Below are 15,061 nucleotides of genomic sequence, written 5' to 3' on the forward strand. Positions count from 1 at the left end.
CGTTTGGTGAAAACACAAGTTGCCGTCCTCTCGGTGGTGTCCGAGCTCTATCCCTTCGTCAAGACGGGTGGCCTTGCCGACGTCGCCGGGTCGCTGCCGCCGTTCCTCAAGGCGGAAGGGATCGCCATCACCTCGCTCATTCCCGGCTATCGCCAGGTCATGACGAAGCTGGCCGAGACGACGGAGATACATCATTTCCCCGATCTCTTCGGCGGCCCTGCCTGGCTGCGGCGGGCGACCGTCGGCAGCCTTGACCTGATCGTGCTGGACGCGCCGCATCTCTACGACCGGGACGGCACGCCCTATCTCACGCCAGAGGGAGAGGACTGGCCCGACAATCCCTTTCGCTTCGCAGCCCTCTCGGCCGCCGGCGCCGCGATGGGACTGGGCGAGGTGGAGGCCTTCCGTCCCGATATCGTTCACGCCCATGACTGGCAGGCCGGCCTGACGCCCGCCTATATGCATTATCGCATGGGCGAACGCGGACGGGCGGCGACGATCATGACGGTCCACAACCTTGCTTTCCAGGGGCAGTATGCGCCGGAACTGCTCGGGCCCCTGGGCCTGCCGCCCGACGCCATGGGGGTCGACGGGGTCGAGTATTACGGCGGCATCGGCTTTCTCAAGGCGGGTCTGCAATTCGCCGACCGCATCACCACCGTCTCGCCCAAATATGCCGAGGAAATTGCGACCAGCCAGGGTGGCATGGGCATCGGCGGCTTGCTGCGCGACCGCATCGGCGAGCTGCAGGGCATCCTCAACGGTATTGACGAGGCGGTCTGGGATCCGTCCACCGATGCGCTGATCGCGGCCAAGTTTGATCGGCTGCACATCAAGCCCCGCCGCATCAACAAGGTGAGCCTGCAACGTCGCGTCGGTTTGCGCGAAGATCCCGACGCTCTGCTGCTCGGCCTGGTCAGCCGCCTCACCTGGCAGAAGGGGATCGACATGGTGCTCGATGCCCTGCCGCTTATTCTCGGCACCGGCGCGCAGGTCGCCTTCATCGGCCAGGGTGACCGCGCGATGGAACGCGCCGTGCGCGATGCCGTGACCGCCTATCCCGGTCGTGTCGGCTGCGTCATCGGTTATGACGAGGAACTGGGCCACCTGATGCAGGCAGGGGCGGATGCGCTGCTGCTGCCCTCCCGCTTCGAGCCTTGCGGCCTCACCCAGCTCTATGCCTTGCGCTACGGCGCGATCCCGGTCGTTGCCCGCGTCGGCGGCCTGTCGGATACCGTCATCGACGTCAACGAAATGGCGCGCGCGGAGGGGATCGGCACCGGCATCCAGTTCCATCCGCCGACGGTCGAGATGCTGGAATCGGCCGCACTCCGCGTTGCGTCCCTTTGGCGCAAGCCCGCCCTCTGGCGCCGCATTCAGCGCAACGGCATGCGTACGGACGTGTCCTGGCGGCGCTCTGCCCGGCTCTATGCGGAGCTTTACCGAGAGCTTGCCGATCCAGCCCTGTCGCGGGCGCTCAGCGCATGAGCGAGCGTCGGGTTTCCGCGGGACGGATCGAGCCGCTGGGCGTCTCGCTGACGGAAGACGGTATCAACGTCGCGGTCTTTTCCACCCATGCAACGGCGATCGAACTCTGTCTTTTCGATGAGACCGGCGAGACCGAGATCGAGCGCATCCTGCTGCCCATGCGCAGCTTCGACATCTTCCACGGCGAGATTGGCGGCATCCGCCCGGGCGCCCGCTACGGTCTGCGCGCCTACGGTCCCTGGGCGCCCGAGGAAGGGCACCGCTTCAACCCGTCCAAGCTGCTGATCGACCCGTATGCGACACGGCTGGACCGTCCCTTCAAGCTGCATGCCTCGATGTTCGACTGGCCGCCCGGCACCGAGATGTCAGCACCGAGAAACGAGGACGACAGCGCGCCTTTCATGCCGAAGGCGATCATCGAGGCGCCGGATCCGGCTTTGCCGCCGCCGCCACTTTCCTGGCAGAGGCAGGTCATCTACGAGATGCATGTGCGCGGCTTCTCGAAACAGCGCATGGATATCCCGGAGGCGCTACGCGGCACCTATGCCGCGATCCTCGAAAAGCCCTTGATGGATCATCTGATCGGGCTGGATGTCGGCGCAGTGGAATTCCTGCCCTCCTCCGCCTGGCTGGATGAGCGGCACCTGCCGCCGCTCGGCCTCACCAATTACTGGGGCTACAATCCCGTCACCTACATGGCGCCCGATCCGCGCCTCGCCCCTGGCGGTTTTTCGGAGATCCGCGCGGTTACGGATCGGCTGCGGGAGCATGGCATCGCCGCGCTGCTCGATGTCGTCTTCAACCATACGGGCGAGGGGGATGTGATGGGCCCCACCGTTTCCTTCCGCGGCCTCGACCATCGCAGCTATTACCGCCACGATCCGAACCAGCCCGGCGTGCTGGTGAACGATACCGGCACCGGCAATACCCTCGCGGCCGATCATCCCATCGTGCTGCGCATGATCATGGACAGCTTGCGGCTCTGGGTGCGGCGCGCCGGCCTCTCCGGCTACCGCTTCGATCTCGCCGCCACCATCGCGCGCAATCCCGCAGCCTTCGAGCATCGCGCTCCCTTCCTGCAGGCGCTGGCGCAAGACGCCGCACTGCACGGCGTCGCCATGATTGCCGAGCCCTGGGACGTCGGCATGGGCGGCTATCAGCTCGGCGGCTTTCCTGCCCCTTGGGGTGAATGGAACGACCGCTTCCGCGACACCATGCGTCGCTTCTGGCGCGGCGACGGCGGTCTGCTGGGCGAGGTCGCCACCCGCTTCGCGGGCTCCTCGGATATTTTTGGCCAGTTGAAACATCAACCTTCGCGCAGCATTAACTTCATCACCGCGCATGATGGCTTTTCCCTGCGCGATCTCGTTTCCTATGTTGCCAAGCATAATGAGGCGAATGGCGAGGGCAACCGGGATGGCACGACCGACAATCTCTCCTGGAACCATGGCGTCGAAGGGCCGAGTGAGGATCCGGGCATCCGCGCGGCGCGCCTGTCGGATGTGCGGGCCATGCTGGCGACGCTGCTGCTGTCCCATGGCACGCCGATGCTGGCCGGGGGTGATGAACTCGGTCGCACGCAGCAAGGCAATAACAACGCCTATTCCCAGGATAAGCCGATTTCCTGGTTTGATTGGGATCAGGCGGATACCGGGCTCACGGCCTTCGTCACCAAGCTCATTCGCGCGCGGCGCGACTGTCCGGCGCTGACAGCGCTGGCCCACCTGGCCGGCGAACCGCTGGATGAGACCTTGCAGCCTGACGTTACCTGGCGGCGGTGGAATGGCGAGGCAATGCGGGTGGAGGACTGGAACAACCCGGTCTACCGTACGTTGATCGCCGATCTCTACCGGCCGGTCGAGGGCGGGCAGGGGAGCCGAGCCCTGGTCGTGCTGCACGCCGGGTGGCAGGGTTTTGACCTTACCCTGCCGCCGCCGCGCCCCGGCCATGTCTGGCGGCGCGAGATTGACAGCGCGCAGCCCGAGGCGGGACCTATCGTCTCTGTCCGGATGATCGGCGTCGAACCGCGCGCCGTCCTGCTCCTGGTCGAGGAGGCTGAGCCCGCGGCGCCCAGCATCCTCCCCGAAACCACGCTTGCCCGCGTCCGTGCGAACGAAGGCGAGGCATTGGCGCGCCTCGCGGATGCGGCAGGGCTCTCCCACGATTGGTGGGACATTGTCGGCACCAATCATCGGGTGCCGCAGGACACCAAGCGCGCCCTGCTCGGCGCCATGCGGCTGCCGGCGCGCAGCCCGGACGAGGTCGCCTGGAGCCTGCACGATCTCTCGCTCCGCACCAGCTTCGCGGCGCTGCCCGCGTCTCTCGTGCTGCGCGAGGGTGAGCTGCTCGCCGTCACGCTCGGCCCGGCACTCGCCTCCCTGCCGCGCGCCATCGCCCTCGTGCTTGAGCGTCAGGACGGTAGCCGCAGCCGTTTCGTCGTGCCGCCGGATGGGTCCGGCGCGGGCGAGATAACGGCGCCGGATGGCCGCACCGGCCGTATTCGCAGGATCGCGCTGCCATCGCCGCCCGCCGGCCGCCACCGGCTGGTTTGTGAGGATGGCGGTGAGCGGTTCGATTGCGCCGTCATCGTCGCTCCCCGCCAATGTTATCTGCCGCCCGAACTGGCCGCGGATGGCCGCCGCTTCGGCCTGGCCGCGCATCTCTATTCGCTGCGCCGTGCGGCGGATCAGGGAATCGGCGATTTCTCAACCCTCGCCGACATCGGCCGGGCGACGGCGGCCGCAGGGGGCAGCATCGTCGGTCTCAATCCGCTGCATGCGCTCTTCCCCGAGAACCGTCATCTCGTCAGCCCCTATTCGCCCTCCGACCGGCGCTTTATCGATCCCCTTTATATCGATGTCGCGGCCCTGCCTTTCCTGTCCGACGACCCTGCGATCCGTGCCGCACTCCAGGCGGAGGAGGCAGGCTTCACGCCGCTGCGCGAGATGCGGTCGGTGGACTATCATGCGGTCTGGGACGGCAAAGCCCGGGTGCTTCGGGCGGCTGGGGGCAGGCTCGCCACGCTGCCCGCCGACCATCCGGCGGTGGCGGCCTTCGCAAGGTTCCGGCGGGAACGTGGCCAGAGTCTCGCCCGCTTCGCGACCTTCCAGGCGATCGGCGCCACCTATCCGGACCAGGCCTGGCAGGCATGGCCGGAGGCGCTGCGCGACCCCGCCGGCGCCGCTGTTACCGATTTCGCGGCCGGGCATCCGGGCGAGATTTCGTTCTTTACTTTCCTGCAATGGGTGGCTGACCACCAGCTGGCGACAGCCGATGCGGCCAGCCGGCAGGCCGGTCTGTCCCTCGGCTTCTATCGCGACCTTGCGGTCGGCACCGCACCGGTCGGCGCGGAGGCATGGTCGGAGCAGGATCTCCTGATGACCGGCGTCTCCGTGGGCGCGCCGCCCGATCCCTTCTCGGTCGAGGGGCAGAACTGGAACCTGCCGCCGCCCAATCCGCTCGCCATGCGTGCCCAAGGGTTCGAGGGCTTCGGCGAACTGCTTGGCGCCAATATGCGCCATGCTGGCGCGCTCCGGATCGACCATGTCCTGGGGCTCAACCGGCTCTTTCTCATCCCCGAGGGCGGCAAGCCTGCGGATGGCGCCTATCTCGCCTATCCGCTGGCGGAGATGCTGGGGGTCACCGCGCTCGAATCCCAGGCTGCCCGCTGCATCGTGGTGGGTGAGGATCTGGGCACCGTGCCGGACGGGGTGCGGGAGGCGATGGCCGATCGCGGCCTGCTTTCGTACAAAGTGTTCTGGTTTGAACGGGAAGGGGCGGGCTTCAAGCCGCCCAGCGCTTATCCGCGCCTGGCGGCCGCCTGCGTCTCGACCCACGACCTGCCAACTCTTGCCGGATGGTGGGAGGGTGCCGACATCGAGGAGCGGCTGGTCCTCGGTTTTGCGGATGCGGCCGCCGCCGAGGCCTCCCGTACGGCGAGAGCGGAGGAGAAGCGCGTGGCGCTGGCGGCCCTGGCGGGCGAAGGGCTGATTGCCTCGGCTGATGCGGTCGATTTGTCAGCGCCCATGGAAACATCCGTCGCCGCGGCCTTCCACGCCTATATCGGCCGCACATCCTGCCTGCTCGACCTGGTCCAGGCGGATGACCTCGCGAAGGAAACCGTCGCCCTCAACCTGCCCGGCACAGACCAGGAACGCCCGAACTGGCAGCGCCGCGTGATGCTGCCCGCCGACTCGCTGTGGCAGACGGAGCTTGGTCGCGCCGTTCGGGAAAAATTGAAGGATCGCGTCAGCAAAATGCCGTGATAGAAGATATAAGTCTTTCGTTCCTCTCGGAATTCTTTGCTTTTTTGATAGGTTTCGGTGCCTCTTAGTTAGTCATTCGTCCGTCGCAAAGGGTGCCATGCTCGAACTGGATGATGCCGAGCGGCTTCCGCGAAGCGGCAGACCGTCCCTGGTATGCATAGTCTCGGCAGCAGCCGTCTTCAGTCTGGCGCTCGGGCTCAGCGCGCCGGGCGAGGCGCAGGTCCTGCTTCCCGCAGAGGACCAGGGCAGCATCGTTACTGTCCGCGTCGAAAACGACGTCACGGGTTCAACCGACGAATATTATTCCAGCGGGGTCGCGTTGGGATGGACCGGGCCGACCGGCGCGGTGCCTGGCTTCATCGCCCGTGCGGGCCATGCGCTGCTGGGCGACGGCGATCAGCGCGTCAGCATTGATCTCAGCCAGCAGATTTATACGCCTTCAGATACGCAGATCAATCCGCCCGACCCCAATGACCGGCCCTATGCGGCCACGCTCCTGCTGACCGGCCAGCTCATCCAGGACACGCTGTTGACCCGCACCCGGCTCGGGGCGCAGGTCGGCGTGCTTGGGCCCGATGCGGGGGGTGAGATCGTGCAAAACGGCTTTCACACCATCATTGGCGACGAGAAGAACCAGGGCTGGGATGATCAGCTCGACAATCGGCCGGTGCTGAATTTTTTCGCGGACCGCACGTGGCGGCTGCCGCTCCTCAGCCTCGCGTCGCTGCCGGCGCTGAACACCGCGCCCATGGCGGTCGACGTTCTGCCGGATGTGACCGGCTTTGTCGGCACCGAGCAGATCTATGCCCAGGCCGGCGGAACGCTCCGGATCGGGCAAGGGTTGGAGGATGATTTCGGCGCGGGCCGCATCACGCCCGGGACGGACGGGGGAGATGCCTATCTGCCGGATGCCGGCTTCGCCTGGTATGTCTTCGGCGGCGTGGATGGCCGTGCGGTGGCTTACAACACCCTGCTTGAGGGTAATTCCTTCGCCGATGGTCCGAGCGTCGACAAGATGCCGTTTGTCGGCGAGTTCGTGCTCGGCCTCGCCATGATCTGGCACGGCGTGCGCATGACCTTCAGCCAGACGTGGCAAACGCACGAATTCACGAGTCAGCAGGGCGGCCTTTTCGATTTCGGTTCGGTCGCCGTCTCGGCACGCTTCTGATCGCGGTCTGCGGACTCAGCCGGCAGTCGCGGCGACACGGTTCAGGATGCTGCGGATGACATCCTGGAACATCACATCCGTCAGCCGGCCGGTATTCGTGTTGTAGCGGGACACATGATAGCTGTTGGCCAGGATCAGCCCGTCCGGCAGTTCGTGCAGCGCGCCGTGGCGGAATTTCACATGGCTCTGGCGGATGCCACAGGCTTTCAGCACCGCGGTGTGGGCGAGAACGCCGAGGGCAAGTGCCACCTGCAGATTGGGCATGAGCTGCAATTCCCGCGTCAGGAAACGGTTGCAGGTGGTGGTTTCGGCCGGCGTCGGCAGATTAGCCGGCGGCACGCAGCGCACGGCATTGACGATGCGGCAGCCGGTCAGCGCCAGCCCGTCATCCGGCCGGGCCTCGTACTGGCCCCGTGCCAGGCCGAACTCCAGAAGCGTTTTGTAGAGCAGGATGCCGGCGTGATCCCCGGTGAAGGGGCGTCCGGTACGGTTTGCGCCGCGCACGCCCGGCGCCATGCCGACGATCGCGATCGGCGCCTCGATCGGGCCGAAGCTCGGAACAGGCCCGTTGAACCAGTCGGGATTGGCGATCTGGTTTGCCCGGCGGTATTCGACAAGCCGCGGACATAGCGGGCAGTCCCGCGGGGGAGCTTCTGAATCCGTCTGCACATCCAGCATGGGTTGCAACTCACGCGTGTATCTGAGGAATAGGGTCTTCTCGCACAGCTCTTATGGCAGGCCAATGCTTGCCGCGGTCTTGCGTCTCCCCCGGGCCTCGGGCAGGGAGCGCCGATGATCCTCATCGCATTCGGCGCCAACCTGCCCGGACCGGACGGCGCGACCCCGGCGGAGACCTGCCGGCGGGCGATCGCGGCCGTCTCCGCCCTGCCGGGTCTGCGGCTCGACGCCGTTTCCCACTTCTACGAGACGGCGCCCGTGCCGGTCTCCGACCAGCCGTCCTATATCAATGGGGTGATGCGCCTCTCGGGCGAGGCGGACCCGGCCCACCTGCTGGCCAATGTGCTGGCGATCGAAGCTCGCTTCGGCCGCACCCGGAGTGTCGCGAATGCCGCCCGCAGCCTCGATCTCGATCTCATCGCGATGGGCGATCTCATCCGCCAGCCGCCCGCGCCAGACCCGATACTGCCTCATCCTCGGGCGCATGAGCGAGCGTTTGTTCTCGTGCCGTTGAAGGACGTGGCGCCGGACTGGCGCCATCCGCTGCTCGGCCTGACCGCGGCGGAACTCCTCGAGTCGCTGCCGCCGCAGGACATGGCGCAGGTTCGGTCCTAGCCCGGCTGATGCCTGCCATGAGCCGCGGAGGCGCGGGGAATCCTTGCGTCAGGGGCCGGGTACCGCTACTCACCGCGTTCACTCATCTTTCATACGGAGATTGAGCGGATGGCGCGTGTCACCGTTGAAGATTGCATTCTGCAGGTTCCGAACCGCTTTGAGCTGGTTCTCCTGGCCTCTCAGCGGGCCCGGAACATCGCTCGCGGCGAGGAACTGACGCTGGATCGCGACAATGACAAGAATCCCGTCGTTGCTCTGCGTGAAATCGCTGACGAGAATGTCGATCTCGACCGCCTGGAAGGCGATCTGGTCCGATCCCTGTCCCGTGCGCCCGAGCCGGAGCCGGCCGATGAGGAGGTCATGGACCTTATCCCGACCGACCAGAATATTTTCGGCTTGCAGGACGTTTCGGCCGAGGAGGAGAATGCCCAGATGGGACGTGATGATCCTTCTCTGGACATAGAAGCGGCGATCGAGGCTGAGCTCGGTGGTCGCGGTCGGCGATAAGCACCGATGGATGATGGACGACGGGCACACGCCGTCCATGGTCTGACCGGGCCTTGCCGTGCGCCTGATGGCGTAGCGGTAGGACCGGCGGGGGCCGAGGTCTCTTCGCCTCTGCCCTATGCCGAGCGCGAAAAGGCGCTTGTCCAGAAAATCCTCGCCTATGATCCGAAGACGGATGCTGCGCGGATTGATGCGGCCTTCGCTTTGGCTTCTACCGCGCACGCCCAGCAGCAGCGGGACAACGGCGAGCCCTATATCATCCATCCCCTCGCGGTCGCGGATATCCTGGCGGGATATCGGCTGGACCCCGGCAGCATCATTACCGGCCTGCTGCACGACACGATCGAAGATACCGGTGTCACCCAGGCCCAGATCGACAAGCAGTTCGGGCCGGACGTGGCGCTGCTCGTCGATGGCGTCACCAAGCTCACCCGCCTCGAACTGCAATCAGACCGCACCAAGCAGGCGGAGAATTTCCGCAAGCTCGTCCTCGCGCTGTCCAAGGATATCCGCGTCCTCCTGGTGAAGCTCGCGGACCGTCTGCACAATATGCGGACGCTGCATTTCGTGGAGAACCAAAGCCGGCGGCAGCGCATCGCCCGCGAGACGATGGAGATCTACGCCCCGCTCGCCGGCCGCATCGGCATGGATGCGATCAAGAGCGAGCTGCAGAACCTCTCCTTCGCGCAGCTCGAGCCCGAGGCCTATGGCAGCATCCAGGCGCGGCTGAACTTCCTGCGCGGCCAGGGGGCGGATGTCATCGAGGAGGTGCGGCGCGAACTCATTCGCGTCTGTGCGGCCGCCGGGCTCATCGGCATCGACATTACGGGCCGCGAGAAATCTCCCTTCTCCATCTGGGAGAAAATGCAGAAGCGCAATGTCGCCTACGAGCAGCTTTCGGACATCATGGCCTTCCGCGTTCTCGTGAAAACGCGGGACGAATGCTACATCGCGCTCGGCGCCATCCATTCGGCCTTTCCCGTCATCGCCGGGCGTTTCAAGGACTATATCTCCACCCCCAAGGCCAACGGCTACCAGAGCATCCATACCGGGGTCACGCTGCGCGAGCCGCGCAACCAGAAGATCGAGGTCCAGATCCGGACCTTCGACATGCATGACGTGGCGGAAAACGGTGTCGCCGCCCACTGGCTCTACAAGGACCGGGACCCGCAGGTCGCGGCCGATCTGCAGCGCTTCCGCTGGGTGCAGGATCTTCTCGAAATCCTTGAGAACAGCCAGGCGCCGGACGAGTTCCTCGAGAATACCAAGCTCGAACTGTATCACGACCAGGTCTTCTGCTTCACGCCCAAGGGCGAGCTGATCCAGCTGCCCCGTGGCGCGACGCCGGTCGACTTCGCCTATGCCGTGCACAGCCAGGTGGGCGATACCTGCGTCGGTGCCAAGATCAACGGCCGGTTGATGCCGCTGCGCTACGAGCTGCAGAACGGCGACCAGGTTGAGATCATGACGGCGCGCGGCGGCACGCCCTCCCCGCAATGGGAACGCTTCGTCGTCACTGGCAAGGCGCGGGCGCGGGTCCGGCGGTTCGTGGCCCAGCAGCAGCGCACCATCAATCGCGAGCAGGGCCGGGCGGTGCTGGCCAAGGCGTTCCGCCAGGAAGGGCTGGACGGATCGGAACGTGCGCTGGAACCGGCGCTCAAAACGCTGAAACTGCTCACCATGGACGATCTCTACGTCGCGGTCGCCAGCGGCCATGTCGGCCCCAAGGACGTGGTTCACGCGGCCTATCCTGAAATGCGGGAGACGGCACGGGCGCCGCGCCTGCTGCCCGGCATGGGGCTGCCGCCCAGGCCCGCGGGTGGGCGTCTCGGCTCCAAATCGGATGACAGCCCGGCCGGCCCGCCGATCCGCGGCCTCATCTCGGGCATGGTGGTGAGCTATGCCGGGTGCTGCCATCCGCTGCCCGGCGATCCCATCGTCGGCATCGTCGCCACCGGCCGCGGCGTCACCATCCATACGCGTGACTGCCCGCAACTGCAGAGCTTCGCGGCGACGCCCGAGCGCTTCTTGGATGTCGAATGGGATGACACGCTGCCGCAGCAGGCCCGCGGCGGCCAGGCCTATTCCGGCCGCATCAGCATCATCGCGACCAACGAACGAGACCTGCTGCCCAATATCTCGAATGCCGTCACCAAGCATGACGGCTCGGTCCTCAATCTGCGCGTCGTCAGCCGGCAGCAGGATTTCTGCGAGATCCTGCTGGACGTGGAGGTGCGCAATCTGCGCCATCTTTCGACCGTGATCGCCGGGCTGCGCGCGACGACCGGCATTACCCAGGTGGAACGGGCGAAAGGCTGATGATCATCGGCATCGGATCGGATCTCTGCGACATCCGCCGCGTGGAGAAAGTCATCGCCCGCTTCGGTGACCGTTTTCTCGAGCGGGTGTTTACGGAGACCGAACGTCGAAAAGCGATGCGGCGGACCGAGCGGCTGCAGGCACCCACTTTCGCCAAACGATTCGCCGCCAAGGAGGCCTGCGCCAAGGCGCTCGGCACCGGCTTCAATGCCGGCGTCTTCATGTCTGATCTCGGCGTCGTCAATCTGCCCTCCGGGGCGCCGACGCTGAAGCTCACCGGCGGCGCCGCTGCGCGTCTGGCGGCGCTGACGCCCCCAGGCATGGAGGCGCAGGTCGCTCTGACCATGACGGACGAATACCCCTACGCCTTTGCCCAGGTCATCATCTCCGCCGTGCCGCGCCGCGAAGATTGAGGATCAGGCGGCGAGCCCGCCCAGATAGGCAATGGCCTCCGCCCAGTCGCCCGCCTTCCCCGCGAAGCCGATATAGCCGTCCGGCCGGACGAGCAGGAGGAGCCCGCCTTCCGGCGCCGGCCGGGCCACGGGTTCCAGCATTTCGGGAAAGCGGCTGAGCAGATCGGCACTGTCCGCCCCCGGTTCGGCATAGAGCACGAAACGGGGCCGCTCGCCCGCGCCGGGCGGAGCGCCCGCGTAGAATTCCGGCGGCAGGCGGGCGCCCGCCACCAGCCCATGGGCGCCGGCATGCAGACCGCGGGACAGCGGGCTCGACCCATAGGCGATCTCGACCTCGCTCATCTGCAGCGCCATCCGCTCCCGGATCGGGGCGAGGCCCAGCGCGAAACGGAGCACGAGGTTGCGCAGCCCCTGGGCCGCAGGATTGGCGAGGGTCGCCATTTCCGTCATGCGGGTCGCATTGCGCAGCACGATTTCGCCGACGGCGCTGCGCTCGGGACTGTAGCTCAGGAGAAGATCGGGATCGGCCGCGCCGTGGCCTACCATGGCGAGCTTCCAGGCGAGGTTGATCGCATCCTGCATGCCGGTATTCATGCCCTGGCCACCCGCCGGACTGTGGATATGGGCGGCGTCTCCGGCGAGAAAGACGCGGCCGCGCCGGTAATCGGCGACTTTGCGCTCGTGCACCCGGAAATTGGCGAGCCACTGCGGATCCTCGGCCGTGAAGCCACCGCCGGCCCGCTGAGCGATGAGGGTTTGGATCGACTCGAGGGTGGGATCGGGCCGCGACTTGTCAGGATCGGCGGCGCCAAGCGTCGCCACCAGGCGGAAGCGGGGCCCCGGCATGGGGAAGACGACAAAAAGCCCGTCCCGGTGCAGATAGAGGCTGACCTCGTCGGCCGGTGGCGCCGCAGCACCCTGGAGGGTGACATCGGCCAGCACCCAGTCATTGGGTTCGGGCGCCCCCGCGAAGGCGAAGCCGAGGCTGTGTCGCACCGTGCTATGGGCGCCGTCGCAGCCCACGAGCCAGAGACAGTCGACCATCTCCTCCCGTCCATCCGCGTGGTGCAGCCTCGCCTGCACCCTGTCCCCTCGGTCCTCGAAGCCGGTCAGTTCAACTTCCCGCTCCACGGCGGGACCAAAACGGCCGAGATGCGCAGCCATCAGCCGTTCAGTCTCTCGCTGCGGGATCATCAGCGCGAAATTATAGGCGCTCGGTATAGCGTCGAGCCGGGCATGGCCCAGCACCTGGCCGCCGCTGCGGATCGAGGCGCCATGGCCTTGGATACCGGCGGCCAGGAATTGCTCCGTGCAGCCCATCCGGTCGAAGAGCTCGAGGCTGCGGCTCCAGATAGCCAGCGCCTTGGAGGTCGTGGTCGGATGAGCAGCCTTATCGACGATCCGGACGGACAAGCCATAGCGCGCGAGTTCGGCGGCGAGGGTGAGGCCGACCGGCCCCGCTCCGACCACGAGAACATCCAACATCGGGATCTCCCAGTTTGTTACGTTTTTCCTGCGGCCATGTTGGGCGGTTAAATTGACAGGCGGCAAGCCGCCCCGCCGCTCCAGTTACAAAAGCGTGATCGGATGCTGACCTGCAATCTGATTTTTTGTTTTTTCAATCCTTGCGCGAGCCGTAGGCTGCGCTTGCTGATTCTGCTGTTTTTATCTGATTACGGGGCGGATTGGCCAAGGCACCGCCGGAAGCCCACCCCGGGCCGCCGTGCCATTCGTTTTTGGTCGGATGTGCGCCTTGCCACCGGGAGAGCAGGCTTCTAGTTACAGGGTGTTCATCTTTGTGAGGTCATATCATGGCTTGGAATAAGCCCCGTATCGTCGAAGTGGCGCTTGGCGCCGAGATCAACAGCTACGTCTGCGCCAAGAAGTCGTGATTTGTATCCGCTCCCGAAAGGGAGCGGATTTTTTCATCTATGATATCAATTGTCGTCCTCGGAGCGGCGGCAGGCGGCGGGTTTCCGCAATGGAATTCCAATGCGGAACGTTGTCGTCGTGCGCGCGCGCTCGATCCTGCATGTCCACCGCAGAGCCAAGCGGCACTCGCGGTCTCCGGCAATGGCGTCGACTGGTTCCTGCTGAATGCGTCGCCCGACCTTCGCCAACAGATTCTAGCGACACCTGCGCTGCATCCTGCAGAAGGTCTCCGGTCGTCACCGATCCGCGGCGTCATTCTGACGTCGGGCGAGGTCGATGCGATTGCTGGTCTTCTTTGTCTGCGCGAACGCCATCATTTTTCCCTCTTCGCCACCACGCAGGTGCTCGACGTGCTGAGGGCGAACCCTATTTTCGATGCGCTCCATCCGGAATTCGTCAGCCGTCACGCCTGCGCCCCGAGCCTGCCTTTCGCTCTGGGAAACGGCGCGGGCGCATTGCAGGCCACGTTGTTTCCGGTGCCCGGAAAAGTTCCTCTGTTTCTCGAGAATGTGCGGGCGCAGCTGAATTCGGACGATGACGTCAGCGGTGTGGAGATTTCGGACGGACGAAAGCGGATGGTCTTCATTCCAGGTTGCGCGCACATCGATGACGTCGTGCGGGCGCGCGTGTCCGGTGCCGATGTCGTGTTGTTCGATGGCACGCTCTGGGAGGATAACGAGATGATCGTGGCGGGCCTCGGTCCCAAGACCGGGCGCCGCATGGGCCATATGCCGGTACAGGGACCGGGCGGCACGCTCGAAGCGTTCGAGACTCTTCCCGTCGGTCGAAAGATCCTTATTCACCTCAACAATTCCAATCCAATCCTGGATCGCGGCTCCTCCGAACAGGCGGCCGTCCGCGCGGCTGGATGGGACGTCGCCTTCGACGGGATGGAGATCACGCTATGACGACGCTCCTGTCACCCATGCAGCTGGAAGAAGCGCTTCGCGCCATCGGCGCCGAGCGCTACCATAATCTCCATCCGTTCCATCGCATGCTGCATGATGGGAAATTGACGAAACCGCAGGTTCAGGCCTGGGCGCTCAACCGCTACTACTATCAAAGTCGGATTCCGGCGAAGGATGCTAGTCTCATGGCGCGCCTGCCGACGGCCGAGCTCCGCCGCGAATGGCGGTCTCGTATCATCGATCATGACGGCGATGCCCCGGGCACGGGCGGCATCGCGCGCTGGCTGAAGCTTGCCGAGGGCGTCGGGCTTGACCGGGACTATGTCGAATCCGGCATAGGCATCCTGCCAGGCACGCGCTTCGCGGTCGATGCCTATGTGCGGTTTGTGCAGGAGCGCCCACTCCTGGAGGCGATCGCGTCGTCGTTGACCGAAATGTTCTCCCCTTCGATCATCGGTGAAAGGGTGGCCGGCATGTTGCGCCATTACGATTTCATCACCGAGGATACGCTTGCCTATTTCACGCCCCGTCTTACCCAGGCGCCGAAAGATGTCGCTTTCGCGCTCGACTACGTGAAGACGCATGCGACCGACGCAGAGAAGCAGGAAGGCGTTCTCGCTTCGCTCCGCTTCAAATGCGATGTCCTCTGGTCGCAGCTCGATGCGCTCTATTTTTCCTATGTCGCTCCAGGCTTCATCCCGCCCGGTTGCTTTCGGCCAGAAGCCGCCTGAGGGGAATACGGATCATGACCCCAGATAGCGTGCCGAG

At 65.5% G+C, this 15,061-nt stretch carries 12 protein-coding genes; 10 read left to right on the plus strand and 2 right to left on the minus strand.

The features are described 5' to 3' along the window. The first annotated feature begins 6 nt into the window (after positions 1-6). From glgA to VL752_RS10170, 3 genes are all read left to right on the plus strand, one after another. Positions 7-1,488: a glycogen synthase GlgA gene (glgA, locus tag VL752_RS10160; protein WP_325354750.1), complete on the plus strand. Its 1,482-nt coding sequence runs from the start codon at positions 7-9 to the stop codon at positions 1,486-1,488. Further along, positions 1,485-5,753: a glycogen debranching protein GlgX gene (gene glgX, locus VL752_RS10165; RefSeq protein WP_325354752.1), complete on the plus strand. Its 4,269-nt coding sequence runs from the start codon at positions 1,485-1,487 to the stop codon at positions 5,751-5,753. The genes glgA and glgX overlap by 4 nt, the downstream gene beginning before the upstream one ends. A gap of 97 nt (positions 5,754-5,850) precedes the next feature. Continuing rightward, complete coding sequence (locus VL752_RS10170) at positions 5,851-6,921, plus strand: lipid A deacylase LpxR family protein (RefSeq protein ID WP_325354753.1); 1,071 nt, start codon at positions 5,851-5,853, stop codon at positions 6,919-6,921. Positions 6,922-6,936: 15 nt separating this feature from the next. On the opposite strand, the gene VL752_RS10175 is transcribed toward VL752_RS10170, so the two are convergent. Then, complete coding sequence (locus VL752_RS10175; RefSeq protein ID WP_325354755.1) at positions 6,937-7,599, minus strand: uracil-DNA glycosylase; 663 nt, start codon at positions 7,597-7,599, stop codon at positions 6,937-6,939. Positions 7,600-7,713: 114 nt separating this feature from the next. On the opposite strand from VL752_RS10175, the gene folK reads away from it, so the two are divergent. The 4 genes from folK to acpS all read left to right on the plus strand — a co-directional run bounded on the left by folK (position 7,714) and on the right by acpS (position 11,453). Beyond that, a complete protein-coding gene (folK, locus tag VL752_RS10180; RefSeq protein WP_325354757.1) occupies positions 7,714-8,214 on the plus strand; it encodes a 2-amino-4-hydroxy-6-hydroxymethyldihydropteridine diphosphokinase in 501 nt (166 codons plus the stop codon). Positions 8,215-8,322: 108 nt separating this feature from the next. Beyond that, complete coding sequence (gene rpoZ, locus VL752_RS10185; RefSeq protein ID WP_325354759.1) at positions 8,323-8,721, plus strand: DNA-directed RNA polymerase subunit omega; 399 nt, start codon at positions 8,323-8,325, stop codon at positions 8,719-8,721. 6 nt (positions 8,722-8,727) lie between these two features. After that, the gene (locus tag VL752_RS10190; protein ID WP_325354761.1) at positions 8,728-11,040 is read left to right on the plus strand and encodes a RelA/SpoT family protein; all 2,313 of its coding nucleotides are present in this window, start codon (positions 8,728-8,730) and stop codon (positions 11,038-11,040) included. Further along, on the plus strand, positions 11,040-11,453 hold the full coding sequence (gene acpS / locus VL752_RS10195) for a holo-ACP synthase (RefSeq protein WP_325354763.1): 414 nt from the start codon (positions 11,040-11,042) through the stop codon (positions 11,451-11,453). Before VL752_RS10190 ends, acpS begins: the two co-directional genes overlap by 1 nt. Before the next feature lie 3 nt (positions 11,454-11,456). Here the strand turns inward: acpS and VL752_RS10200 are convergent, their stop codons facing one another. Then, complete coding sequence (locus tag VL752_RS10200) at positions 11,457-12,938, minus strand: FAD-dependent oxidoreductase (protein ID WP_325354765.1); 1,482 nt, start codon at positions 12,936-12,938, stop codon at positions 11,457-11,459. A 326-nt stretch (positions 12,939-13,264) separates the two neighbouring features. Between VL752_RS10200 and pqqA the strand changes: the two genes are divergently transcribed. From pqqA to pqqC, 3 genes are read left to right on the plus strand one after another with little or no spacing between them, the layout of a single operon-like run. Beyond that, a complete protein-coding gene (pqqA, locus tag VL752_RS10205) occupies positions 13,265-13,345 on the plus strand; it encodes a pyrroloquinoline quinone precursor peptide PqqA (RefSeq protein ID WP_325354778.1) in 81 nt (26 codons plus the stop codon). Between the two features lie 39 nt (positions 13,346-13,384). Then, positions 13,385-14,293: a pyrroloquinoline quinone biosynthesis protein PqqB gene (gene pqqB, locus VL752_RS10210; RefSeq protein ID WP_325354767.1), complete on the plus strand. Its 909-nt coding sequence runs from the start codon at positions 13,385-13,387 to the stop codon at positions 14,291-14,293. Then, positions 14,290-15,024 carry a pyrroloquinoline-quinone synthase PqqC gene (pqqC, locus tag VL752_RS10215; protein ID WP_325354769.1) on the plus strand — a complete coding sequence of 245 codons (735 nt, stop codon included), beginning with the start codon at positions 14,290-14,292 and terminating at the stop codon, positions 15,022-15,024. Before pqqB ends, pqqC begins: the two co-directional genes overlap by 4 nt. Positions 15,025-15,061: the final 37 nt, after the last annotated feature.

This window comes from Acidisoma sp. (assembly GCF_035492295.1).
Lineage (GTDB): Bacteria > Pseudomonadota > Alphaproteobacteria > Acetobacterales > Acetobacteraceae > Acidisoma.